27 protein-coding genes are annotated in these 25980 nt (G+C 31.6%); 6 read left to right on the top strand and 21 right to left on the bottom strand.

Annotated elements, in window-relative coordinates; translation table 11 throughout:
• Nucleotides 1–64 precede the first annotated feature (64 nt).
• Both N534_RS0111550 and N534_RS0111555 read left to right on the top strand, forming a co-directional pair.
• Nucleotides 65–559 carry an RNA polymerase sigma factor gene (locus N534_RS0111550; RefSeq protein WP_028892640.1) on the top strand — a complete coding sequence of 165 codons (495 nt, stop codon included), beginning with the start codon at nucleotides 65–67 and terminating at the stop codon, nucleotides 557–559.
• A 4-nt stretch (nucleotides 560–563) separates the two neighbouring features.
• On the top strand, nucleotides 564–1172 hold the full coding sequence (locus N534_RS0111555) for a hypothetical protein (RefSeq protein ID WP_028892641.1): 609 nt from the start codon (nucleotides 564–566) through the stop codon (nucleotides 1170–1172).
• Nucleotides 1173–1211: 39 nt separating this feature from the next.
• On the opposite strand, the gene N534_RS0111560 is transcribed toward N534_RS0111555, so the two are convergent.
• Nucleotides 1212–2231, bottom strand: coding sequence for a low specificity L-threonine aldolase (locus N534_RS0111560; RefSeq protein ID WP_028892642.1), 1020 nt, complete (start codon nucleotides 2229–2231; stop codon nucleotides 1212–1214).
• A gap of 36 nt (nucleotides 2232–2267) precedes the next feature.
• On the opposite strand from N534_RS0111560, the gene prfB reads away from it, so the two are divergent.
• The 3 genes from prfB to N534_RS0111575 all read left to right on the top strand — a co-directional run bounded on the left by prfB (nucleotide 2268) and on the right by N534_RS0111575 (nucleotide 6672).
• Nucleotides 2268–3362, top strand: a complete 1095-nt coding sequence (gene prfB, locus N534_RS0111565; RefSeq protein WP_028892643.1) for a peptide chain release factor 2 — start codon at nucleotides 2268–2270, stop codon at nucleotides 3360–3362.
• 19 nt (nucleotides 3363–3381) lie between these two features.
• Entirely contained in the window at nucleotides 3382–3723 is a 342-nt protein-coding gene (gene arsC, locus N534_RS0111570; protein ID WP_028892644.1) for an arsenate reductase (glutaredoxin), read from the top strand.
• 120 nt (nucleotides 3724–3843) lie between these two features.
• Nucleotides 3844–6672 (top strand): pitrilysin family protein, encoded by a 2829-nt coding sequence (locus tag N534_RS0111575; protein WP_028892645.1) that lies wholly within the window; start codon nucleotides 3844–3846, stop codon nucleotides 6670–6672.
• 61 nt (nucleotides 6673–6733) lie between these two features.
• On the opposite strand, the gene N534_RS0111580 is transcribed toward N534_RS0111575, so the two are convergent.
• The 13 genes from N534_RS0111580 to N534_RS14780 form a co-directional block, all read right to left on the bottom strand.
• Nucleotides 6734–7855, bottom strand: coding sequence for a hypothetical protein (locus N534_RS0111580; RefSeq protein WP_028892646.1), 1122 nt, complete (start codon nucleotides 7853–7855; stop codon nucleotides 6734–6736).
• Between the two features lie 7 nt (nucleotides 7856–7862).
• Nucleotides 7863–8816, bottom strand: a complete 954-nt coding sequence (locus N534_RS0111585) for a glycosyltransferase family 2 protein (RefSeq protein WP_028892647.1) — start codon at nucleotides 8814–8816, stop codon at nucleotides 7863–7865.
• Nucleotides 8816–9595, bottom strand: a complete 780-nt coding sequence (locus N534_RS0111590) for a DUF3050 domain-containing protein (RefSeq protein ID WP_028892648.1) — start codon at nucleotides 9593–9595, stop codon at nucleotides 8816–8818. Before N534_RS0111590 ends, N534_RS0111585 begins: the two co-directional genes overlap by 1 nt.
• Before the next feature lie 71 nt (nucleotides 9596–9666).
• Nucleotides 9667–10479: an enoyl-ACP reductase gene (locus N534_RS0111595; RefSeq protein WP_028892649.1), complete on the bottom strand. Its 813-nt coding sequence runs from the start codon at nucleotides 10477–10479 to the stop codon at nucleotides 9667–9669.
• A 50-nt stretch (nucleotides 10480–10529) separates the two neighbouring features.
• Nucleotides 10530–12182 carry a DNA repair protein RecN gene (recN, locus tag N534_RS0111600; RefSeq protein WP_028892650.1) on the bottom strand — a complete coding sequence of 551 codons (1653 nt, stop codon included), beginning with the start codon at nucleotides 12180–12182 and terminating at the stop codon, nucleotides 10530–10532.
• Nucleotides 12183–12429: 247 nt separating this feature from the next.
• Nucleotides 12430–13320 (bottom strand): DUF4835 family protein, encoded by an 891-nt coding sequence (locus N534_RS0111605; protein ID WP_028892651.1) that lies wholly within the window; start codon nucleotides 13318–13320, stop codon nucleotides 12430–12432.
• Nucleotides 13313–14524, bottom strand: a complete 1212-nt coding sequence (coaBC, locus tag N534_RS0111610; RefSeq protein WP_028892652.1) for a bifunctional phosphopantothenoylcysteine decarboxylase/phosphopantothenate--cysteine ligase CoaBC — start codon at nucleotides 14522–14524, stop codon at nucleotides 13313–13315. The genes N534_RS0111605 and coaBC overlap by 8 nt, the downstream gene beginning before the upstream one ends.
• 1 nt (nucleotide 14525) lies before the next feature.
• Nucleotides 14526–14846 carry a DNA-directed RNA polymerase subunit omega gene (locus tag N534_RS0111615; RefSeq protein WP_028892653.1) on the bottom strand — a complete coding sequence of 107 codons (321 nt, stop codon included), beginning with the start codon at nucleotides 14844–14846 and terminating at the stop codon, nucleotides 14526–14528.
• Nucleotides 14847–14849: 3 nt separating this feature from the next.
• A complete protein-coding gene (locus tag N534_RS0111620) occupies nucleotides 14850–15662 on the bottom strand; it encodes an outer membrane protein assembly factor BamD (RefSeq protein ID WP_231517325.1) in 813 nt (270 codons plus the stop codon).
• A gap of 133 nt (nucleotides 15663–15795) precedes the next feature.
• Nucleotides 15796–16311, bottom strand: a complete 516-nt coding sequence (locus tag N534_RS0111625; protein ID WP_028892655.1) for a ferritin — start codon at nucleotides 16309–16311, stop codon at nucleotides 15796–15798.
• A 100-nt stretch (nucleotides 16312–16411) separates the two neighbouring features.
• Nucleotides 16412–17287: a 4-hydroxy-tetrahydrodipicolinate synthase gene (gene dapA / locus N534_RS0111630; RefSeq protein ID WP_028892656.1), complete on the bottom strand. Its 876-nt coding sequence runs from the start codon at nucleotides 17285–17287 to the stop codon at nucleotides 16412–16414.
• Complete coding sequence (locus tag N534_RS15130) at nucleotides 17287–17799, bottom strand: hypothetical protein (RefSeq protein ID WP_051435916.1); 513 nt, start codon at nucleotides 17797–17799, stop codon at nucleotides 17287–17289. Before N534_RS15130 ends, dapA begins: the two co-directional genes overlap by 1 nt.
• A gap of 28 nt (nucleotides 17800–17827) precedes the next feature.
• Complete coding sequence (locus N534_RS14780; protein WP_038006015.1) at nucleotides 17828–18901, bottom strand: esterase-like activity of phytase family protein; 1074 nt, start codon at nucleotides 18899–18901, stop codon at nucleotides 17828–17830.
• A 75-nt stretch (nucleotides 18902–18976) separates the two neighbouring features.
• Between N534_RS14780 and N534_RS0111645 the strand changes: the two genes are divergently transcribed.
• Nucleotides 18977–19366 (top strand): DoxX family membrane protein, encoded by a 390-nt coding sequence (locus N534_RS0111645; RefSeq protein ID WP_028892657.1) that lies wholly within the window; start codon nucleotides 18977–18979, stop codon nucleotides 19364–19366.
• A 42-nt stretch (nucleotides 19367–19408) separates the two neighbouring features.
• On the opposite strand, the gene N534_RS0111650 is transcribed toward N534_RS0111645, so the two are convergent.
• The 7 genes from N534_RS0111650 to N534_RS0111680 form a co-directional block, all read right to left on the bottom strand.
• Complete coding sequence (locus N534_RS0111650; RefSeq protein ID WP_028892658.1) at nucleotides 19409–19867, bottom strand: GyrI-like domain-containing protein; 459 nt, start codon at nucleotides 19865–19867, stop codon at nucleotides 19409–19411.
• Between the two features lie 49 nt (nucleotides 19868–19916).
• A complete protein-coding gene (locus tag N534_RS0111655; protein WP_028892659.1) occupies nucleotides 19917–20624 on the bottom strand; it encodes a YafY family protein in 708 nt (235 codons plus the stop codon).
• A 7-nt stretch (nucleotides 20625–20631) separates the two neighbouring features.
• Complete coding sequence (locus N534_RS0111660) at nucleotides 20632–21288, bottom strand: lysoplasmalogenase (RefSeq protein ID WP_028892660.1); 657 nt, start codon at nucleotides 21286–21288, stop codon at nucleotides 20632–20634.
• Nucleotides 21289–21309: 21 nt separating this feature from the next.
• A complete protein-coding gene (gene ligA, locus N534_RS0111665) occupies nucleotides 21310–23307 on the bottom strand; it encodes an NAD-dependent DNA ligase LigA (protein ID WP_028892661.1) in 1998 nt (665 codons plus the stop codon).
• Between the two features lie 4 nt (nucleotides 23308–23311).
• Nucleotides 23312–23875, bottom strand: coding sequence for a hypothetical protein (locus N534_RS0111670; protein WP_028892662.1), 564 nt, complete (start codon nucleotides 23873–23875; stop codon nucleotides 23312–23314).
• Between the two features lie 129 nt (nucleotides 23876–24004).
• A complete protein-coding gene (locus tag N534_RS0111675) occupies nucleotides 24005–24367 on the bottom strand; it encodes a hypothetical protein (protein ID WP_028892663.1) in 363 nt (120 codons plus the stop codon).
• A gap of 100 nt (nucleotides 24368–24467) precedes the next feature.
• On the bottom strand, nucleotides 24468–25910 hold the full coding sequence (locus tag N534_RS0111680) for a glyceraldehyde-3-phosphate dehydrogenase (RefSeq protein WP_028892664.1): 1443 nt from the start codon (nucleotides 25908–25910) through the stop codon (nucleotides 24468–24470).
• Nucleotides 25911–25980 lie beyond the last annotated feature (70 nt).

Genomic DNA, 25980 nt, shown 5'->3' on the forward strand with positions numbered 1-25980 from the left:
TAGGATGAGTTGTAACAATTTGTATTTTTAAGCTACCTATAACATATCAACTTTATCAAACTTTGTGGAAAAAGAACTAGAAAATAAATTTTTAGACGATTTCGAAGCCAATCAAAACATTGTACATAAGGTATGTAGAATTTACACTACTAACCAAGATGCTCATAATGATTTGTTTCAAGAAATTACTATTCAACTATGGAAAAATTACAGCAAATTTAGAGGAGATGCAAAATTTAGTACATGGATGTATCGTGTAGCACTTAACACTGCAATTTCTTTATATCGTAAATCAACTAGAACAATACAAACACAAGATATCACAGAATATTCATTTAAAATTAAAGCAGAGGATTATGATGACACAGAAGAGTTACAATTAAAAGCACTGTACAGTGCAATACGTAAATTAAATGATATTGATAAAGCACTCATCTTTTTGTATTTGGAAGATAAATCTTACAGAGAAATTTCAGATACTTTAGGTATTAGTGAGGTAAATGCTCGAGTAAAAATGAATAGAGCAAAGGATAAATTAAAAAAAGTATTAAACCCATAAGTTAATGGATTTAGATAAATATAAAAAAGCTTGGGAAAATCAACCAGAAGAAACACACAAAGTTTCTAAGGTTGATATATATAAGATGGCACATTCCAAGTCATCATCAATAGTAAAATGGATTTTTATTATTGGAATTTTAGAATTTGTTTTATTGAATTCTTTATATTTTGTTGTTGATATGGAAGAAGCATACAACGAATACCGACAACTTGGACTATATAACTTCATGTTTTATTCGCAATTTGTTCTTTATCCAATATTATTTTATTTTTTAATTAAGTTTTATTTGAACTATAAAAGTATATCTGTAGTCGACTCAACAAAGACTCTAATGGACAAGATTATTAAAACAAGAAAAACTGTAAAGTACTATGTTTTATTTAACTTATTGTATGTATTTATTTTTGGAGTTATTGTTTCTATTGCAACACTTAAAACTCATCCAGAATTTAACTCTAAACAAATTTTAGTTTCTATAATTATTACTATAGTAGTATTAATTATTATGGTGATAATTTTATGGTGCTTTTACCAATTACTATATGGTATTCTATTACGTAAATTAAATAAAAACTACAAAGAGTTAGCTAAACTTGAAGAATTAAATTAAACTAAAAAAGAGGTTGTTTCTACAACCTCTTTTTTAGTTTTAATACGATTTCAACTCTTGTAATAACTTTTCGTGCATTATATCAGTATAATCTAAATGTGTTACAATACGGATTTTTCCTTCCCCCATTGAAATTAGTAATACACCTCTTTCTGCCATCTTTTTCATAAAGTCATCTGGGTTTATTGAATCTTCTACATAAAAAATAACAATATTCGTTTCAATAGGTTCTACTTTTACTACGTAAGAACATTTTTCTAAAACAGCCCCTATTTCTTTTGCTTTCTTATGATCCTCAGCTAAACGTTCCACTTGATTATCTAAAGCATAAATTCCCGCTGCTGCTAAAAAACCTGCTTGACGCATTCCTCCACCAAATAACTTACGTACACGTAATGCTTTTTCAATATGAGCTTTACTACCCACTAATGCAGATCCTACAGGAGCTCCTAATCCTTTTGACAAACAAATTGAAATTGTATCAAATAACTCTCCATATTGTTTTGGAGTTTCATTTTTTGCTACCAAAGCATTAAATAAACGTGCTCCATCTAAATGATATGCCAAATCATTTGCTTTAGCTACTTTTTGAATCTTTTGCAATTCTTCAAAATCCCAACAAGCACCACCTCCTTTATTCGTTGTATTTTCAACACAAACTAACCTACTATACGGAGTATGGATATCATTTCTACCTCCAACTAAACTACCTAACTGTTCAGCTGTAAACATTCCTCTATCTCCATCAATCAAACAAGATGTTACTCCAGCATTAAACGCAGCTCCTCCGCCTTCATAGTTATACACATGTGCCCACTTATCACAAAACATTCTATCTCCTGGCTGTGTATGAATTTTTATCGCAGTTTGGTTTGCCATTGTTCCTGAAGGAAAGAATAACGCTGCTTCCATTCCAAACATATCAGCTACTCTTTCTTGTAACAAATTAACTGTTGGGTCGGCTTTAAAAACATCATCTCCCACTTTAGCACTCATCATTGCCTCTAACATACCTTTGGTTGGTTTTGTTACCGTGTCACTTATTAAGTTTATTTCCATTTCTAACTACGATTTTTAAAATGTATTTTTGCATTTATGATTACACACGAACAGCTTAAAAATATCGCTGAACGAATTGGCAAGTTAAAAGGATATTTAGAAATTGACAAGAAGTTAATTGAAATTTCAAATGAAGAAGAAAAAACAGCTAACCCTGATTTTTGGAACAATCCAAAAGAGGCCGAAACTGTTATGAAGTCACTCCGTTTTAAAAAGAAATGGGTAGAAGATTACAATGCTGTTGTAAGCATGAATGACGACTTAGCAGTATTGTATGACTTTTATAAGGAAGGAGATGTTGAGGATAGTGAAGTTGAGGAACAATATGAAAAAGTAGCTTCTTTTTTAGAAGATATTGAGTTTAAAAACATGCTTTCTGAAGAAGGTGACAGCTTAAGTGCTACTATTCAAATAACGGCAGGTGCTGGAGGAACAGAAAGTTGTGACTGGGCAGAAATGCTTACTCGTATGTATACCATGTGGGCAGAAAAACAAGGTTATAAAATAAAAACCTTAAACTACCAAGAAGGGGATGTTGCTGGTATAAAAACAGTTACTTTAGAATTTGAAGGTGATTATGCCTTTGGATGGTTAAAAGGTGAAAATGGCGTGCATCGTTTGGTCCGTATTTCTCCCTTTGATAGTAATGCTAAACGTCACACTTCTTTTGCTTCTGTGTACGTGTACCCTGTAGCTGATGATTCTATCGAAATTGAGGTAAATCCAGCTGATATTGAAATAACCACCGCTCGTTCTAGTGGAGCTGGAGGACAGAATGTAAATAAAGTTGAAACTAAGGTTCAATTAGTACATAAGCCTACGGGAATTCAAATTCAGTGTTCAAATTCTCGTTCGCAACACGATAACAGAGCTACAGCTTTACAGATGTTAAAATCTCAGTTATACGAAATTGAATTACAAAAACGATTGGCTGCCCGAGATGAAATTGAAGCTAACAAAATGAAAAATGAATGGGGAAGTCAAATTCGTAACTATGTAATGCACCCTTATAAATTGGTAAAAGATGTCCGAACTGCTCATGAAACAGGAAATGTTGATGCGGTTATGGATGGAAATATCAATCCTTTTTTAAAAGCTTATTTAATGATGATGGGACAAAAAGAAGATTAAAACTATAAAACTCATTAAAATGATAAAAATATACCACAATCCACGTTGTTCTAAATCTCGTCAGGGGTTAGAAATCGTAGAGAACTCTGCAAAAGAATTTGAAGTTGTAAAATACTTAGACAATACTCCTTCTGAAGGAGAATTAAAAGATATTATCAATTTATTAGGTATCTCTCCTATTCAATTAGTTCGTAAAAATGAGCAAATTTGGAAAGATAACTTTAAAGGAAAAGAATTATCGGATACTGAAATTATAAAAGCTATGGTAGAGAATCCGAAATTAATAGAGCGACCAATTGTAATTAATGGCTACAAAGCTGTTATTGGTCGTCCACCAGAAACTATTAAAGAAATCATCTAACTATTATAAAAGCTCTCAAAAAATTGGGAGCTTTTTTATTTTAACACAATTTAAATAACTAATTCTTTAGTTTATTAATAATTCCATGTAAATTGCTCTCAAATTAAAAATTCATTCACTATGAAAAAAGTCGTATTAGGACTATCCCTGGCCTTCATTATATCCACGGGGTATAGTCAAGCTTTAAAAGAAACACAACAAAAGCTAAACAAAAAAGAAAAAGTAACTGCTATGAACATTCCGACTGATTCTTCAGTTAAGATAGGAAAACTGTCAAACGGAATGACCTATTACATCAAACAAAACCCTAAACCAGCCAATAAAGTAGAGCTACGATTAGTTGTAAATGCAGGTTCAATCTTAGAAGATGATGACCAATTAGGGTTAGCTCACTTCATGGAACACATGAACTTTAATGGTACCAAAAACTTTAAAAAGAATGAGTTGGTAGATTACCTACAATCAATTGGAGTAAAATTTGGTGCCCACTTAAATGCATATACAGGTTTTGATGAAACTGTATACATTTTACCGATTCCAAGTGATGATAAGGAAAAACTTGAAAAAGGTTTTCAAATTCTTGAAGATTGGGCACATGGAGCCTTATTAGAAGGAAAAGACATTGATGAAGAACGTGGTGTTGTTTTAGAAGAATACCGTTCTCGTAGAGGAGCTGACAGCCGTATGTTAGAAAAATACTTACCAAAAGTAATGCATGGTTCTAAATATGCCGAAAGGTTACCTATCGGTACTAAAGAAAATATAGAAAACTTTAAACATGAAAGTATTCGTCGCTTTCACAAAGATTGGTACCGCCCAGATTTAATGGCTGTGGTTGCTGTTGGTGATGTAAGTGTTGAGATATTAGAAGAAAAAATCAAATCACATTTTAATAAAATACCCGCGGTTAAAAATCCTCGTAAAAGAGAAGTTGCTCCATTAAAAAATCATAAAGAAACTTTTATTGCTATTGAAGCTGATAAGGAAGCTCCTTTTGCAAGTGTACAATTAATGTACAAAGATTACGATGAAGCAAAACCTGAAACAACTGTTGCTGATTACAGAAATTCTATTGTTCAGTCTCTATTTGCTCAAATGATTAATAATCGTTTAGATGAATTACGTAATAGTGAAAATCCTCCTTTTGTTTACGGATTCAGTTACCATGGTGGAACCTGGGCTCGTGGTAAAGAAGCTTATCAATCAAGAGCAAGTGTAAGTGCCGATGGTCAATTAAAAGGGTTACAAGCTTTATTAGATGAAAGTGAACGTGTTAAAAGATACGGTTTTCAACAAGGAGAATTAGATCGTGCAAAAATGAACGTTAGTGCTCGTATGGAAAAAGCTTTTAAGGATAAAGACAAAAGAGAATCTAACAGAATTATTAGTCAATATGTAAATAATTTCTTAGAGCAAGAGCCAATTCCTGGTATTGAATGGGAGTACCAAGCACACCAAACGTTATTACCTTCTGTAAAATTAGAAGAAGTAAATAACCTTATTAAAAATTATTTGCATGACGATAACCGTGTTGTAGTAATTACTGGACCTAAAAAAGTAGTTACCGAGCAACAAGTTTTAGACGCTTTAAACAACGTTAAAACTAAAGAATTAAAACCTTATGAAGATAAAGCTGTTGCTGCTTCTTTAATTACCAAGCAACCAATACCTGGTGCTATTACAAAGGTTACTGAAAATAAAGACTTAGGGACCAAAACCATGATTTTAAGCAATGGCGCTAAAGTTACTTATAAGAAAACTGATTTTAAAAATGATGAAATCTTATTTGAAGCATTTAGTTTCGGTGGAACTTCATTATATTCTGATGAAGAGTTAAAAGCTACTGCTTTTGCTAATAGCGGACTTTCAGAAGCAGGTATTAACGGTTTCTCTAAGACAGATTTATCTAAAATGATGTCTGGTAAAATCGTTCGTGTTTCTCCTTACATTTCTAGTTTAAGTGAAGGATTTAGAGGTACTGCTACTCCTAAAGATTTAGAAGAGTTATTCCAAATGGTACACTTATACTTTACCTCTTTAAATAAAGATGAAAAAGCATTTGGTTCTTATGTAAACAAACAAAAAAGCTTCTTAGGAAACTTATTAGCTAGCCCTAATTTCTTCTTCCAAAAAGAAATGAGTGAATTTACTTATGGAAAAGATCCTCGTTATACTGGTTTTCCTTCTCCTGAAAAATATGAAGCTGCTGATTACAACTTAGCTTATCAAAAATACCAAGAGCGTTTTGCAGATGCAGGAGACTTCAACTTCTATTTTGTTGGAAACGTTGATGAAAAGAAACTTGCTGAATACGCTACTAAATATATTGCTGGTTTGCCAGGAAAAAATTCAAACGAAAAGTATAAAGTTACTGATTTTAGACCTTTATCAGGTTCTCACACTAAGGTGGTAGAAAAAGGAAAAGATCCTAAAAGTAATGTTCGTATTACTTACCAAGGAGAAGCGAATTACAATAAAAAAGATGCCTTAGCCTTTAAAGTTTTAGGAGAAGTAGTAGGAATTAAGTTAATTGAGAAACTACGTGAGCAAGAAGGTGGTGTTTATTCTGCTGGTGCTCGTGGTAGTTTAAACAAAATGCCTTACGGTTGGTATAACTTTACAATTTCATATCCTTGTGCTCCTGAAAATGTTGAAAAGTTAAAGAACATTTCTGTTGCTGAAGTTGCTTCTGTGGTTAAAAATGGGCCAACTAAAGAAGATTTAATGAAAGCTCAAAAAGGAATGATTGCTGACTACAAAGAAGACCTTAAAAAGAATCGTTTTTGGTTAAGTACTATTAAAAATGTGGATTATCAAAATAATGATGCTTCAGAAGTAGCTTCTTTTGAAAAAAGTGTAAACTCTTTAACTACAAAAGATATTCAAAAAATAGCTAAGAAATATTTAACTAACGGATATATCTTAGGTATTTTAAATCCAGAGAAATAATTCTTAACATGTTATAACTTATGAAAGCTCTCAAGAAATTGGGAGCTTTTATTTTTAAATACTATCCAAAAGTTATTTCTTTTTTTTCTATTCTAAATAAAAAATCTTGTGGAATATAAAACTGAGAAACGTTTTTATAATGCTCTGGCTTAGAATATTTTAAAATAGATTCTAATAATTCTGTATTATCTGTAGGGTTTTGATAAACTATTTTTTTTTCTTTTCCGCTTGAAGACTCTTCAAAAGCTTTTAATAATTCACTATCAATTTCTCTATTATATGATGGAAAAGAATATCCTATTATAATCAATATATCAGTACTTTTTAAAATTTCAATAGATTCCTGTCTTGTCTTAGAATTTTCCTCCCAAGCATACTTTATGTTATTCTGATAATCAATATTAAATCTATTTACCCCACTACTATTAAAATCATCTTTATTTCTTAAAATGCCCAATAAGTAATCTTCTAAACACCCCCAATATTCTTTATCAACATTAGAATATATGGTGTCATCATATTTAAACGCACCTCTAAACCCATTCAAATGAATAATCTTTCTTTTCTCTTCTTCTTCAAAAAAAGGTAAACTCTCATTAACATTTTCTATCGTTTGTTTTTCTGAATCCCTCATGAAAGATTTATAAGCCATTTCTAACTGTAAATCATAATTCCAACTTAAAAATGAAACACCCTTCTTAACTTCTGGATGATTTTTACCTCTATCTAAGAGAACAGATAACAAACTGTAGTATCTTTTGTCTATTTTTGAATACTTGACAGTATCAGTCAACAAATTTCTATCTCCAACAAAATGTTCCCAAATATCAAAATAGATACTTAAATGATATTTTAGATAATTCAGCTCCTCAAAATTTTCTAACAAATATAAATTCCTAGCATAAATATCTAGAGTTCCAAACTCTTGGGCCTTTTTAGAATACTTCTTTAAATTAAAAACAATATCATTAATAATATTATTCTCCACTAACTCTTTATGACGTTGTTCTGCATCATCTTGATATTGGATATACTTAATACGACTTTCAATAAACTCAGCTACCCATTCCATAGAAAGAGCTTGCTTATTCCAAATAGGAACTGAATTGTAACTTGCTCCCGCTCCTAATAAATAGGTTATTTTTATTCCTTCATTAGAGTTGCTTCTTGATTCTTCTTCCATACTTATTTTATACTTTTAGAAACCTAGATTCTAAAAAACCTAACCCGTAACCATAAAATTGAGTTATCGTTGTAACAACACTTAACAAAGCTACTTTTAGGTTTTTATTTTGTAGAAGAGAATCTAAAAAAATACAGGTAAAATAAAATCCATAAAAAATTAACAACTGCCAACACCCAAAAAATGCTACTATAATCGAAAAATCAATCCCGATAATAAACAAACTCGGAAACCAATAGGTTAATTTTGCTGTTTCAGGATGTTTTTTGTTTAAAATAGGTCTTGCTGTACCAAAAGCAAAAGTTTGCTTAAAAAACTGTTTAACGGTACTTCTGCGTTTGTGATATACAAAAGCTTTATCTATTAGTTGCGTTTCAAAACCATTTTCCCACAAACGAAAAGTCAAGTCAATATCTTCTCCTGCCTTCATCTTTGAAAAACCTTTTGTTTTTTCAAAAGCAACTTTTGATAAACCCAAATTAAAACTTCTAGGTTGAAATTTCCCTACCGACTTTTTCTTCCCTCTAATTCCTCCAGTTGTCAATACCGAAGTCATCGAATAATTAATAGCTTTTTGTAAAGAGGTGAAACTAGAGTGTGCCGCATCTGGACCACCAAAAGCATCGGTATAATTTTCTTGTAATGCTTTTTTTACTTCGGAAAGATATTGTGATGGAACAATTACATCAGAATCGAGAATAATGAAGTAGTTTCCAGATGCTCTTTTCATTCCATAATTACGACTCGCTCCTGCTCCACTATTCTCTTTATAAAAATAGTTTAAATTGAGTTGAGCCGTATATTTTTTTACAATTTCTTCAGATGAATTTTCTGAACCATCTTCAACAATTAATACCTCAAAATCGTCTTTTAACTCTTGTTTTGTTAGACTATCTAACAACTCATCAATTTCTTGAGGACGATTATAAACAGGTACTATTATTGAAAACTGTAAATTCATTATGCTAACACTGTTTGATTAATTTGTTTAGCAATTCCATCCCAAAGTTGTATTCTTTTTTGTAATGATTCTTTAGCATAATATAATACATCATCCCACTTTTGTTGATCTTCACCACACAACTCTTCTATCATTTGTAACGATAACGGTCCGTGTTCATCACCATCTAACTCTATATGTCTGTTCAGATAATATGTAAGTTTACTGTAAGAACTTCCTTCTTTCTCTTCTGTATTTTTTACAATTTCTAAAAACATATCAGGAATCACATCTTCTCTTCCAAAGGTAAAACTAGATGCGATAATATGTGGTTGTCCTGTTTTGATTACCTCAAAAGAGAAATTTACAAAGTCTTTAACTTCTTCAATAATAGAAAAACCTTCTAGTGCAAGTTCAACAGGCTTTCCGTCAATAATATCTGAAATAAAATTTGAAATTTGAATTGTACTAGCTCCTGCTTGACGCATCGCATCAATATACATTTCAAAGTGACTTTTAGGCTCTCCTAACTCATTTATGTCTGTTTCCTCACCTAATACAATTTCATTGATAAAACGAGCTGTTTTGGTATTTACAGCAGGTAACCAAGGTAAGGTTACGCAAGTAAGCTCTCGTTGCAAAGCTTTTAACAACGACATAAAATCCCATACAGCAAATACATGTGATTCCATAAATAGTTTTACATCGTCAATATGTTGTAACGAATTGTACAACTCGTGCTCTTTTAATTGTTGTCTTAACGGTGCTAACTCCTTTTCTATCTGTAAAATATTGTTCATTTTGTAGCTATCAATAAAAAATGCAAATCTAACGATTTGCATTTTATCTATATTCTATTTCAATAAAGATCTTACTCTTCTATAAATCTTTCCATTACTGAATCACTAACTCCCATGTTAGAGAAACCTCCGTCATGGAATAAGTTTTGTAAGGTTACTTTCTTCGTTAAATCTGAGAATAACGAAATTGTGTAATCTGCACATTCTAACGCTGTCGCATTTCCTAATGGAGACATTTTTTCAGCATATGAAATAAATCCGTCAAAACCTTTTACTCCTTGACCTGCTGTTGTTGGTGTTGGTGATTGAGAAATGGTATTTACACGTACTTTATGATCTCTTCCAAAGAAGTATCCGAAGCTACGAGCAATACTTTCTAAATACGCTTTGTTATCAGCCATATCGTTATAATCTGGGAATACACGTTGTGCTGCCATATAGGTTAACGCAACAATGCTTCCCCACTCGTTCATAGCTTGTTTGTTGTATAAAACATTCATTACTTTATGAAAAGATACTGCAGAAACGTCCCATCCTTTTGTTGTAAAATCGTAGTTAGAATCTGTATAGTGTTTTCCTTTACGTACGTTTACTGACATTCCGATTGAATGTAAAACGAAATCAATTTTACCTCCTAAAATTTCCATAGACTTTTCAACTAAATTGTTTAAATCGTCCATAGAAGTAGCGTCAGCAGGAATAATTTCTGAACCGGTTTTTGCTGCTAAATCTTTGATTCCTCCCATACGCATTGCAATTGGCGCGTTGGTTAACACAAATTCTGCTCCTTCTTCGTGAGCACGTTCAGCAACTTTCCATGCAATAGAATTTTCATCTAATGCTCCAAAAATAATTCCTTTTTTTCCTTTTAATAAATTATACATATTTAAAATATTTTAGTCTATCGTCGTTTGTTCTAAAAGCAAATATACTCTTAATTTAATAATTCTTTTGCATGAGTTAAAGCACTTTCAGAAATGTCTTTTCCACTTAACATTTCAGCTATTTCTCTAATTCGTTCATTTTCTGATAACAATTTTAAATTTGAAGTAGTAACTCCTGCTTCTTCTCCTTTAAATACTTTGTAATGCTGTACACCTTTTGAGGCAATTTGCGGTAAATGTGTAATTGTTATTACCTGCATATTGGCTCCCATATCTTGCATTATTTTTGCTATTTTATTAGATACTTCACCAGAAACTCCTGTATCTATTTCATCAAAAATGATGGTTGGTAATTGTATGTTTTCTGATAATATTTTTTTGATAGATAACATAATTCGCGATAATTCTCCTCCTGATGCTACCTTTTTTAACTCTCCAAAATTTCCGCCTTTATTAGCAGAGAATAAAAACTCTAAAGCATCCTTTCCGTTAGATAAATATTCTTCAGAAGGTTGCAATTCAATTGCAAAACGAGCATTGGGCATTCCTAATTCTGATAAAAGGTATTCTAGTTCTTTTTTCAACTTTGGAATAACCTTATTTCTCGATGTAGTAATCATGTTTGCTACTTCATCTAACTTCTGAGCAACTTCTTTTATTTCTGCTTCTTTTTTCGCTATCAATCCTCCAGCATCTTCAACCTGTGCTACTTTTTCCGATAACGACTCGTAAATTTCTTGTAACTCCGTTATCGTTGCTACAGAGTGTTTCTTTTGAAGATTGTAGATTAACTGTAACCTATCGTTCAATTCTTCTATTTCATTTGGGTTGAACTCTACTTCTTCGTTGGCGCTCTCCAATTCTGTAACTACATCGTCTAACTCAATTTTAACACTCGTTACTCTATTGGCTAATTCTTCATATTCTTTTGAATATGAGCTTATTTTCTGCAGCTTATTTTCTAAGGAAAGTAATAAGGTTTGAATACCAATTTCTTCATTTATTGACAGCCCTAGAGCCTCCGATAAATTCAATTTTATTTCTTCAATATTATTTAATTTATCAAGCTTCTCTTCTAAAACTTCTTGTTCTCCTACTTGTAATTTTGCTTCTTCAAGCTCATTAAACAAATGTAAATTATACTCGTATTGCTCTTTTGATTTTTCAGTTTCTTCGTGAAGTGCTTTTAGCTCTTTTTTTAATTTACTGTAGGCTTTTAATCCTCTTTTATAAGAAGCTATTTTTGCTTGATTCTTTGCCAAGGCATCAATTACTGAAAACTGAAAATTTACATCTGATAACTGTAAAGTTTGATGCTGTGAATGAATATCTATCAGTTTCGTTTTTAAAGCAGAAAGTACCGATAAGGTAACTGGTGTATCGTTTACAAAAGCGCGTGATTTTCCTGAAGGTAAAATTTCTCTTCGAACGATTGTCTCTACTTCATAATCTACATCTAACTCTCCAAACAGTTCTTGTAAGTCATGACCTTCTAATGAAAATTGTGCTTCAATTACACATTTTTTTTCAGTGTCTTTTAAAGATGATAAATCAGCACGGTTACCCATCACTAAACCCAAAGCTCCTAATAAAATAGATTTTCCAGCTCCGGTTTCACCAGTAATGATAGATAAACCTTTTGTAAAGTCAATCGATAATTGATTGATTAGCGCGTAGTTTTGTATGGATAAGTGTGTTAACAAATTTTATTCTTTAAAAGGAATAAAAGTAAGGATTTTGATTGAATTATATCAACCAAAAACTAATGAAGTCTAGCGAATTTTCAACAGTTTATAAACTTTCTCTTTAAATATTAAAAACAAGAAAATAATTAGTAGTAATACATGGTCAAACTTTGTTAAGTCTCCATCAAATACTATTCCTTTTACCGTAACAAATATTATAATCAAGATTAGAACTAAAAATAAAACTATTTTTCTAAACTTCATTTTACTTAATATTTTTCCACCTACTTTTATAGGTCGGGGCAATTCTATTAAGAACAGCTAGCATTTGTGATTGATTTTTAGAAGGAATTCCATCAGAAAAAACATTTACGATTTCATCTCCTTTTGCATCTAAAAAAACACGAATCATGTAGTTTCCTATAGCAATATTGAATAGTTTATCCAAATCTAAAACACTCTTTTCTATAGCTTCTTTTGCAGAACTTTTATCGTCAGCTAAATTGTCAAACCCATTACGGTGATAATTATAATAAATATTGCGTAGCGTACTAAACTTTGACGATAACAAATTATCTATCAAAGCAAAACGGTTTTGTTTTCCTACTTCGTTTTGCCAACCCGATTCACCACTAGATTGCGCTAATAGCATAATACTTTCTGCTTGCTTTAAATAAGTTTCTCCTCCTTTTAAGGCAAAAGTATCAGCATCTAATCCTATAATAGCATACGCATAAAAAGCTATCATAGAAATTAAATTAGATTCGTAAACTGTTGGGTTATAAATTAGCGGATCAAATTCGTTGTAACGGAAATTAAAATTCGTATCGTTAATATTTAAAACTGGCGTTGCATAAGTTGAATTATAAACTGGTCGTGTAGACTGCACTTGTAAAGTACCTGAAAAGTTACTTCCGTTTTGCTCGTTTATAATAATGTTAAATGCACAGTTTATGCGCTCTTGCTGTTTAAAGTTTCGGTTCGTCCATTGTTTATCGTTGATAAACTCTGTTAACGCCTTTTGCAAGGTTTGATACACTTGTTTATTACTACTTTGTACTTTATCTGAATTGATAATTACAGTAGCATTCAATTCTTGCGAATGAGATGAAAAAACAATTGAAAAAAGAAAAACTATAAAGAAAAACTTACGCATTTAATTTTTGTATTATTTCGTTAACGATATCTTTTGACACTTCTTTTTTCGATTTTAAATCGAATGATTTTTCGTTCAAATCAGCATCAATAATTGTAATTTTATTAGTGTCGGTTGCAAAACCGGCACCTGCATCACGTAACGAATTTAATACAATAAAATCTAAATTTTTGCGTGTAAGCTTACTTTTTGCGTTTTGTACCTCATCGTTCGTTTCTAATGCAAACCCAACTAACAACTGTTTTTTCTTAATTTCTCCTAGAGATTTTAAAATATCTTTAGTTGGTTCTAACTCAATACTTAACCCTGCTTCCTTCTTTTTTATTTTTTGAGTTGCCACATTTTTTGGTCTGTAATCGGCAACTGCAGCAGATAATACTGCTACATCTACATCAGCATAATATTGATGACAAGCGTCATACATATCTTGCGCCGACTTTACATCAACTCTATGAATAAATGAATGATTTACTTGTTGATGTGATGGACCTGCTATTAAAAACACTTCTGCTCCTAAATTAGCAGCTGTTTTAGCAATTTCAAATCCCATTTTACCAGAAGAGTGGTTTCCAATAAAACGTACAGGATCTATCGCTTCATAGGTTGGTCCTGCTGTAATCAATATTTTTTTTCCGCGAAGTGGTAATTTAGACACAATGTCCTTTTCTATAAAATCGACAATATCTTCAGGTTCTGCCATACGACCTTCACCAACCAATCCACTTGCTAATTCACCAGAAGTAGCAGGAATTAATATATTTCCAAAACTTTGTAAACTTTCTAAACTAGTTTTTGTTGATGGATGTTGATACATATCTAAGTCCATCGCAGGTGCAAAATACACTGGGCATTTTGCTGACAAATAGGTTGCTAATAATAAATTATCACATGTACCATTTGTCATTTTAGACAAGGTATTTGCTGTAGCTGGGGCAATTAACATTAAATCTGCCCATAACCCTAAATCTACATGATTATTCCACAATTCATTTTCATCTTCTTTATCATAAAAAGTAGAATGAACTGGATTTTTTGATAAGGTGGAAAGTGTAAGAGGTGTTATAAAATCTTTAGACGCAGGAGTCATAATTACTTTGACTTCTGCGCCTGATTTTATAAATAAGCGAACTAAGTTCGCTGTTTTGTATGCCGCTATACCGGCGGTAACACCAAGTAAAACTTTTTTACCGCTTAGTACAGACATATTATTTTGTCTCTGGAGTTCTATAATAAACTTTACCATTTAACCACTCTTCTACTGCAATAGCATGTGGTTTTGGTAAACGCTCGTAAAATTTAGAAACCTCTATTTGCTCTTTGTTTTCGAAAACTTCTTCTAAACTATCATTATAAGTAGCAAACTCATCTAGCTTATCTACTAATTCCTTTTTTAAATCAGAATTAATTTGTGTAGCTCTCTTTGCTATAATAGAAATAGCTTCGTAGATATTATGCGTTGGAGCTTCAATAGCCTCTTTGTCATAAGTTATAGTACTTAACGGCGCTTTCGTTTCTTTATAATCCATTTTTTAACCTTTAACTAATTGTTCTTGTTCTTTGTTTAATGTTGCTAACATTTCGTTTGATTCTTCCATGAATTTAGATTCAGGGAAATTTCTTTTAAGCTTATCGTACGCTTTGACTGCTTCTTTTATTCTTTCTGCTTTTCTACGTTGCGTACTCTTCATTGCAAAATCATGAGCTGCTTTTAAACGATAGTATAAAGCTTCTTCTTTATACTTGGTTCCTAAATAATCTTCTAACAAATTATCAAATGCAACAATAGCTGCTTTATAATTTCTAGAATCATAATCTGCAGTTCTATAATATGTTTTTGCTATTTCGAAATATTTCTTTTCTAATTTAGAGCGTAATTCAGTGTAATATTTATTTGCCTCTTCTTGCTTGTCTGAATCAGGATAGGCATCAATAAACTTCTGAAAAGACTCTAAAGCTTTGTTTGTATCTGTTGGATCTAAACTAAAGCTAGGAGCTGCTTTATAATAGCTTAACGCTGATAAAAAAGCGGCTTCTTCTTTCTTAGAACTTTTTGGGTAATTCCCAGTAAATCTATTAAAATAATAACCAGCTAAACTGTAGTTTTTCTCATTAAAATTAGATTGCGCTATCATAAATTGGATACGCTCCATTTGAGGTTTTCCTCTATATGAAGGTACAATTTTTTCAAACAATCGTAAGGCTTTTCCGTACTTTTGTGCTTCGTACATTTTCACAGCCATCTTGTATTGATCTTCTACAGTTCCTTTGTTTAATACTTTTTGGTACTCTCCACATGAAGTTAGTACTAAAAGCATCACGACAATATACGCTAGATTTTTCATTTTTTGCATCTGGCAAAATTAGTGATTAAATATGGATTATTAAAACGATTTTTTTACTCTAAAAATAGAGTTTTACAAGAAACTATAAAATCTGTTATAATTTTTCAAAAAAGTTACTAAATGTTTGTTAATCTTATTGCTGTGCTGCATCGGCTGATTGTGCTACAATCTGCTTCACGTCGTTATCAAACAAATACAAACCTCCTTTATCGTCTCCAATTAAGTTAATTTTATCTAATATATTACGTGCTAAAGCCTCTTCTTCTATTTGCTCAGACACATACCACTGTAAGAAATTATGAGTTGCATAGTCTTTTTCCTGTAAAGTGATATGTACTAAATCGTTAATTGATTGTGATACCATTACCTCATGATCAAATAATGTTTGAAACATATCTTTAAAAGATCCAAATTTTGCTGGTGGTTCTTTTAATTCTGAAACATGGGCATGCCCTCCTCGCTCGTTTACAAACTTTACTAATTTTAGCATATGCATACGCTCTTCATCTGAATGTGCATACATAAACTGTGCAACACCTTCAAAACCTTGAACTTCTGCCCAACATGCCATTGCTAAATATATTTGTGAAGATTCTGCTTCTACTTTAATTTGATCGTTTAATGCTTTCTCTATTACTTTTGATAACATATTTTCTACTTTAAAAATTACTCTTTATACAAAGATGCTAAAAAAAGACCACAATAACGAAATTGTAGTCTTTTGTATTTTTAATTTTTATTTAGATAAATTACATCTTGTCTATAAAATCTGAAATTTCAGTTTGTAATTCTTCTGATGCTTTTACTAAAGGTAAACGCACTTCATCTAAACAAATTCCTAATTTTTGTAATACTGCTTTGATTCCTGCTGGATTGTTTTCTGCAAAAATTAAGTTTACGACCTCCATTAATTTATAATGTATTTCATACGCTTCTTTAGCTTTTCCTTCTAATCCTAACTGAATCATTTTAGAAAATTCTTTTGGTAACGCTTGTCCGATTACAGAAATAACTCCAGATCCTCCTGCTAAAGCTACACCTACTGCTAAATCATCATCACCAGAAATTATTAAGAAATCTTCTGGTTTATCTTTTAACAGTTCATAATACTGTTGTTGATTATTTCCTGCTTCTTTTACTGCTACAATATTTTCAAAATCTCTTGCCAATCGTAAGGTAGTTGCTGGCTCCATATTTTTTGCAGTTCTACCAGGAACATTGTATAAAATAATTGGCAACGGACTTGCTAAAGAAACTGCTTTGTAATGCTGATAAAAACCTTCTTGAGTTGGCTTGCTATAATATGGTGCTACCGATAAAATTCCATCAATACCAGTTAAATCTAACGTTTGTAATTCTTCAACAACTGTCTGCGTGTTGTTTCCTCCAACTCCCAAAACTAAAGGTAAACGACCATTGTTTTCTTCTATTACAACCTTTATTATTTCTAATTTCTCCTCCTTAGTAATGGTTGCACTTTCTCCAGTAGTTCCATTTATTACTAAATAGTTTGTACCGTTTTCAATATTATAGTTTACTAACTTTCTAAGTGCATCAAAATCTACACTTAAATCTTCGTTAAAAGGAGTTACCAAAGCTACTCCTGTTCCTACAAACTTTTGCATTATATTTTATTTAAAATCGTTAGATATTTTTTTAATTCTTGATTCAAAACCGCTTCATTAAAACCTTCATCAGACACAACAATATCGTATAATCTGTCATCAATTTCAGCAAAACCAGCTTTAAAATCTGCTTGCGACAACAAAGTTATTACATTCGTTAATAAGTTGGTGGCTTTTGTATAGTTTATAAGTAAGTCGTAATCATTTTTAACGAAATCTTTCAAATTGTCGGATTTTAAACTCGCTTTAAACCCTAAATCTTTTTCAGTAAAAAATTGTGGTGATGGCTCATCTTTTTTAGAATATTCTCTAAATACCAATACCGATACATCTTCTTTTTTAAACGGAAAATTGTTTGCTAAATTTGCCAATACAACATTAACTAAAGCTTCATTATCTAACAAAATCGCCACTTTTTTAACTTGAGAACTCTTATGTGCTTTTTTGCTTTGTTTAACTACTAACTTATCGTATTCTTTTTGAATAGATTTACTTTTTAATGTACTTATCATGTATGAAAATTAGGGGTAGCTAATTTATTTATTTCTGTTCAATTTCTATCAATAAAAACTGATTCAATTGCTTACCATACACCTGAAAGTTATCATCTGAAGCTAGAATTAACGATTTATTTCCGTTTTGCAATATTGGACCAAAAGTAATTGCTTCAATATTGTCTATGATTCCGTCTGTTAGTTGATTTTCAACAGTGCTAAAATCTAGCAATAACTCTTTTTTTAATGGTGTATATTTTTCTTCTTTCAATGATTCTATAACTAACGTATTTGTTGAAGTATCATCAATCGTAGCTTTAAAAATTCTGACTACATTTCCATGACTTCCATAACCACTTTGATAAATTCTTTCGATGATAAAAAAATGATCTTTTTTATATTCTAAAATTGCAGTTACTCCATTTAAATTCACATTTCCCTTTGCAGGTTTATCAATCTTTTCTAATTGATACGCAAATTGCTTAATTGCTTCATTTGTATTCTTATCGTAATAAGTGATTCTGACTGGTGATTGTGTTTCATGAAATGTTGGTTCTTCCCCATCTGCTCCTAACGGAGCTTCCATTGCTACCCAAAAACCTTTATCGTCAATACTTTTTGATGAACCTTCAAAAACACCATTATGTTTAGGTTTTGCTTCTGAAGCAGCCTTAAAATAATTGGGTATAGCTACCTCATTAATAAAGCTTCCTTTTGTGTCTATGTGAAAAATACTCGGATCTTTTTTATACTGAATTGAGCCTTCACTTGTTAGATTAATGATTCCGTCTTGTATAAAAATAGATTCTAAATCTAACACATGACTTTTAGTAAACTGACTAACAGTATCAACTACAATAACTTTTTCAAAACTTACTGATTGAATCGAGTCATTTTTAACAGTAATATCTCCTACTAAAATCCTCGGATTTGCAGCATCGTCAACAACCATGTAATATTGATTATTGTAATAGTCGATTCCTGAAATCCCTCCTATTACGGTATTATCAATCTGTAAAGAATCTTTTACTACGTATTCATTTAAAAACTTAAGTGAGGTTTGTTCTTGTTTACAAGCTAATAAACCCAAAACCGACAAGGCTAATACTATTTTTTTCATACCTACAAAAATATCGTTTTTAGTTTATGTAAGCATTAAAATTTACAACGTCTAACATAATAGATTATATCAAACATGAAAAAATATATTCTTTTAATCTTAAAGTTAATAGCTGCTGTTATAATGCTTCAAACATTATTTTTCAAATTCACCGGAGCACAAGAAAGTATTGATTTATTTACTAAAATAGCTGGAAGCAACGAAGCTTACATGAGAATAAGCACAGGTGTTTTTGAACTAATTGCTTCTATACTTTTATTTATCCCTAAAAAGACATGGTTAGGTGCTTTACTAACTTTAGGTTTAATGTTTGGTGCAATCATGAGTCACTTAACTATTATTGGCATTGAACATAACGAAGATGGTGGCACTTTGTTTATAAGCGCTATAATAACTTTTATCTCTGGATTAATTTTATTGATTTCCTATCGAAAAAACATCCCTTTAATTGGAAAGAACTTATAAAATAACAACTAAAAAGGACAGTTTTAAAACTGTCCTTTTTTATTAATTTACTCCTATAAATATTTCTACCTCAGCATTTGTTGAATCTGCTGTTTTTGCCCCATACACCTCATAATCGGAAGTGTAAGCTCTATTTATATCTTCGCCCCAAATCTCTAACCATTTATTGTAGACAATATTATCTGCTAAATCTCCTTTTGCTATATATCTTTTATAACTTGGAGCAGCTATTTTTTTACTCACCAAGCCTTCGGGGACATTACTAATTTCATTCACTCTACAACCAATAATTGTTGTGTATGGCTTGGTGTAATCTGATTCATAATCTGTATACACAGCATATACTTCATTTGAAGATTTATTCGGGATTTTATCTGCTATATTTTCAGCTATAAATCGTTGCCATAAAGCAGGTATATCTTTTGCTGCTTGTTGATTCTCATTTGTTGTTCTTACTGAAATTCCTACTACATAAAACGGTTCTTTTTGTTCTGTGCTCATCTTTTGTTTTTAAAATTTTCAACAAAAGTAAAGCCTCGTTATGTCAACCCTATGTCAGGGGTACACCATACTTTTCTTGACAAATTTTAAAGTATTCTTCCAAAGTCATTTTATGAGGAGTAAATGTATCATTTAAGACCTTCATATTCTGAATGCAATCTAGTCTAAACACTCTAAATTCATTTCTCAATCGGCAATACGCAATTAACAACCAATTTTCGTTGGTACTATATAAAGCAAAAGGTTCTACAACTCTATTCGTAAAATTATTTTCAAGAGATAAATACCCTAAGTCTAATAAATAGTAGTTTGTGATTGCTGATTGAATTTGAATGAGATAGTTGCTCGATTGTTCTTTTTCTGCATTGGCTCTAAAAGCAATTCTTTGGGAAAGTAAATCTGCCTTCCCTTTTTGTGAATGTATTAAAACTGCTTTAATTTTCGTAATAGCTTCGCTATAATTTTCAATTAGTGAAGCATCTTTGTTTTTCAGAATTAACTGTTCTGCTGTAATTAGTGCATTAGCCTCATCTTCTGAAAACATAATTGGCGGCAACTGATATCCTTCTTGTAAAAAATATCCTTTTCCTTCTTCGGTAACTACCGGAATTCCTGAATTTTCAAGCGTTCTAATATCTCTGTAAATTGTACGAACACTCACTTGAAACTTTTTTGATAATTCGGTAGCTGTAACTAACCTTTTTGATTGTAGCAAAGTTACAATTTGAGTTAACCTTGTTAACCTCGGTTTTTCCATTAGAAAATTACTTTTCTTTAGCTATTATTGACTTAACAATTAAGTATTGAGAAACGATATATAACACTATTATAGCAATATTAAATAAGTGTTTTGGTGTGTAAAAATTGTTTAACGCTATGAGACTATCAGAAGCTATAAACAAAATAGCCCCTAATAACAACCATGAATTCGCTGTTGTTTTTTGCTGACGATAGTTTAGTAATGCTGCCGTACCAAAAGTTGAAATTGTAATTCCGTATACGATTACTGGCAATAACATATCACCTAAATTACCATAGATTAAACCTAACAATCCTACAAACAATAAGACAAACGGAATTGCCGATGTTATAATTTTTACTGTTAAATCTTTAAATAATAAATCAGTTGTTATTTTAATATAAACAAGATGAGCTACTAAAAAAGATCCTAAACCAAACACAAAAAACTTTTCCTTATCTAACAGAAATACATCACCCCAAAAAGAGAAAAATAGAGCTGATAACAACCAAAAACTTGGCTTTTTTACCGATACTAAATACACTACAGCAAGTGTTGTCATTAGCAATGGTTTAAAAATCATTTCTATGGTTTTGTTTTGTGTAATCACTGCATATACGTCAGTAATAGCTACCAATAAAAAAACAATAGATGCTAGGGTTATTTTAGTTTGTTTAGTCATGTTTCTCTTTTTAATTAAAAATTAAGCAATCATATCAATAAAGTCCTGTTCAGAAATAATTGGAATTCCTAAACTTTCAGCTTTTGTAAGTTTACTTGGTCCCATATTATCACCTGCTACAATATAGGTAGTTTTTTTAGAAATTGAACTCGACACTTTTCCTCCGTTGTCTTCAATTGCTTTTTTAAGTTCATTTCTACTCATTTGATGAAACACTCCTGAAACAACAAATACTTTTCCTACTAACTTATCTGTTTGTCCTTCTAAGCTCTCTGCAGAAACTTCTAACTGAACTCCGTATGATTTTAATCGGTTAATCAATTCAATATTACCCAAATCATTTGAAAAATCGATAATGCTTTGTGCAATTCTATCGCCAATTTCATCCACAGCAACCAATGTTTCAAAATCGGCATTCATTAAATTGTCGATTGACTTAAAGTGTTTCGCTAGCTTTTTAGCCACAGTTTCACCTACAAAACGGATTCCCAAAGCAAACAACACTTTTTCAAACGGAATTTCTTTTGACTTTTCAATTCCTTCAATCATATTTTGCGCTGACTTTTCTGCCATTCGTTCTAACGGAATAACTTGCTGTACCGTTAGGTCGTATAAATCTGCATAGTTCTTTATCAATCCTTCTTTACGCAATAAATCAACCGTTTCACCACCTAATCCATCAATATCCATGGCTTTTCTACTAATAAAATGCTTGATTCTACCTGTAATTTGTGGTGCACACCCAAATTCGTTTGGACAATAATGTTTTGCATCTCCTTCTGTTCTCACCAATTCTGTATGACATTCAGGACAGTGTGTTGCGTATTGAGTTGGCACAGAATCTACCGGACGCTTTGTTAAATCAACTCCCACAATCTTCGGAATAATCTCTCCTCCTTTTTCTACAAAAACAGTATCTCCTATCCTTACATCTAGTTTCGCTATTTGATCGGCGTTGTGTAATGAAGCTCTTTTTACAATTGTTCCTGCTAACTGCACAGGTTCTAAGTTTGCTACTGGGGTAATGGCTCCTGTACGACCTACTTGGTACGTAATTTCATTTAACACAGTTGAAACTTGCTCTGCCTTAAATTTATAAGCAATTGCCCAGCGAGGAGCTTTTGAAGTATATCCTAACTCATCTTGTTGTTGAAATGAGTTTACTTTTACTACTACCCCATCCGTTTCGTAAGGTAATGTATGACGTTTTACATCCCATTCATTTACAAAGCTTAACACCTCCTCTATTGACTTGGCTAAAACAATTGTATCTGGAATTTTAAATCCAACTTTTCTTGCCGCTTCTAAACTTTCAAAATGTGAAGCGTATTTACGTTCTCTCGTTACTAATTGATACAACAGACAATCTAGTGGTCGTTTTGCTACTTCTGAACTATCTTGCAGCTTTAAACTTCCACTAGCGGTATTACGCGGATTTCTATAAGGTTCTTCATCATTTGCAACACGTTCTTCATTCATTTTATTGAATCCTTCTAATGGTAAAATGATTTCTCCTCGCATTTCAAAATCAGAAACAAAGTCATTATTTGGTAATAATGGAATAGATTTTATGGTGCGAATATTAGTTGTTACGTTATCTCCTTGAAATCCATCTCCACGTGTTACTGCTTGTACAAACTCACCATTCTCATAAGTAAGATTTATAGAAGCTCCATCATATTTTAACTCACAAGTATATTCGACTTGATCGGTTCCTAAAATTTTCTGAACACGTTTTTCCCAATCTAACAAATCTTCTTTAGAATATGAATTATCTAATGAATACATCCTATGCTTGTGAGTAACAGTTTCAAAGTTTTTAGTTATTTCTCCTCCTACTCGTTGTGTTGGTGAATTTGGGTCGAAATATTCTGGGTTTTCGTCTTCTAACTGCTGAAGCTCTTTTAATTTAATATCAAACTCATAATCTGAAATGGTTGGTTTATCCAACACATAATAGCTATGATTATGTTGATGTAGCTCTTCTCTTAACTGCTGTATCTTTTCTTGAACTGTCATTAAATTATTGTCTAACGGTACCTGTAAAATGATTAATTTTTGAGTTGATTGGGTTTCCTGATGCGCGTCTAAAAGAAGCTAATTGACCTGCATGCCATGTAGCATCAGCAATAGGTCCGTTAATCGCATTCCATAACGGATATTCTTTATCTCCAAAAATTATTTTGTGTTGCGATACATCTGTACTTTTTCTAAAAATATCACTAGCTAACTTTAAGTTTTCTAAGGTTGCTTTTCTTTTTTCAGCAAATGTCATTTCTGTTTTTACTTCATTATGCGGAATTTTCAATGCTGCATTTTTAATTACTATTGATAAACTTAACACATGGTCTATCGTTTCCCCCGTTGTTTTCGCCTCAGTACTTGGTTTGTATTCTAAATCTTTTTCAGTTAAACCATCCGTAGCCCAATAATAACGAAATCCTAATCCATCTATCATTCTACTTACAACAGTTCCTGCTGTAAATTCCTCAGCTTCTTTAGGTATTTCGTAATAAGGTAATTTGTTTTGTGAATTTGTTGTTATTGCTGCAAACAATAATAATATAGGAGTAAGTATTGCTCTCATTAAATTTATTTTTAGATGCTAATTTAAGGAAAAGATTTATGAGTATTAGAAGTAAACTCTTATCAATTAAAAATAAAAAAACCGAGGTAATCCCTTACCTCGGCTGTTAAAAAAACAAACTATTATTGTTTACCTTTTTAACGACATAGTATAGATAATATCTTCGTCTTTTGCTGAAACCAATAATTCAGTTTCAGTTATTTTTTCAATTTTTAAGTTTTCATCAAAGCTTGTTTTATCAAACTCTAACTCATTTTTTTCTTTTATCAACTTCCAAGTTCCTGCTTCTTTTTGATCATTCATCATTACTTCATATTTTCCTTCAGAAGAAAACTCTAACCAGCTTGATCCTTCTGAAAATTCACAAACTTCATTGCCAACTTTCATTGAATCTACAAACCACTTACCTAAAATTAATGTTTTTAATTCTTGAGAATAACTTAGTGAAGTAGTACCAAGCATTAGAAATAGTAATACAACTATCTTTTTCATTTTAGGGGACATTTTAAGGGGTTACTCTTATTTCAAATATAATAAAAAAAGTCGAAGCTTTAAAAGCTCCGACTTTTTTTATCTATTTATTTACTTTCTATTAATAGTAAGTATAACGACGTACTTTAGCAATGTGCTTTGCTAAACGCATTACTTGGTGAGAGTATCCATACTCATTATCATACCATACGTAAATTACAATCGTATCACCATCTGCAATAGTTGCTTTACTATCAAAGATAGATGGAGCTGTTGTTCCTACAATATCAGAAGAAACTAATTCGTTACTTAATGAGTATTGAATTTGCTCTACTAAATCTCCTTCTAACGCATATTGCTTCATAATAGCGTTAACAGATTCAACTGTTGCTGGAGTTTTTAATTGTAAGTTTAAGATTGCTAATGACCCGTTAGGTACTGGTACACGAATAGCACTTGAAGTTAACTTACCTGCTAATGCTGGTAATGCTTTTGCTACTGCTTTACCTGCCCCAGTTTCGGTAATTACCATATTTAAAGCAGCTGCTCTACCTCTACGGTACTTACTATGCATGTTATCAACCAAGTTTTGGTCGTTTGTATATGCGTGAATCGTTTCTAAGTGTCCTTTTTTAATTCCGAAGTTATCCTCTAATACTTTTAATACTGGAGTAATAGCGTTCGTAGTACAAGAGGCTGCAGAGAAAATATCGATATTATCAGGATTGTTCTCTTCGTGGTTTACACCGTGAACGATGTTTGGTACACCACCACCTGGAGCAGTTAATAATACTTTACTAGCTCCTTTTGCTTTTAAGTGACGACTTAATGCTTCCTCATCTCTAAAAGCACCAGTGTTATCTATAATTAACGCGTCATTAATTCCGTATTCAGTATAATCGATATCTTCAGGTTGATTTGCAGAAATCATATATACAGTAGTTCCGTTAATGATTAATGCATTGTTATCAACATCTACTTGAACAGTACCTAAGAAATCTCCGTGAACTGAATCTACGCTTAATAATGAAGCTCTTTTTTCTAAAACTGTTTGATCTATTTTACCACGAGTAACTACAGCTCTTAAACGTAATTGAGAACCTTTACCCATTTTGCTACTTAGTTCGCGAGCTAATAAACGACCAATACGACCAAAACCGTATAATACTACATCTTTTGGTTTAATATCTTCTGCCTCTGTGGCATCTTTTAATTGCTCTTTTACAAAAGCAACTTTGTCTGCAGAAGCATCATCTTGTAAGTGAAATTCATAGGCTAATTTACCGATATCTAATTTTGATGGTGGTAAATCGATTGATTGAATAGCTTTCGCAATTTCTAAAGCATCTTCAATAGTGATTGGTTTAGCGACAAACTCTTTAGCATAGTTGATTAAGTTTAAAACCTCACTAGCTCTTTTATCTACTAACGGGTTTCTAAATAATACTAACTCGATAGATTTATCGTACCATAAATCGTTAACGATGTTAATAAATTCAACAGTAGCTCTTCTAACCTGCGCTTGATTTACTACTTCTTTTTCGTAATTTGTTATTGTTGACATAGTTGTGTGTTAACTAAAATTAAAAAATTTTTGCAAAAATAGGTATTTCTTCTTGATTTTATCTCTGTTT

Origin of the sequence: Tenacibaculum sp. 47A_GOM-205m (genome assembly GCF_000518405.1) — a bacterium.
GTDB classification, from domain to species: domain Bacteria; phylum Bacteroidota; class Bacteroidia; order Flavobacteriales; family Flavobacteriaceae; genus Polaribacter; species Polaribacter lutimaris.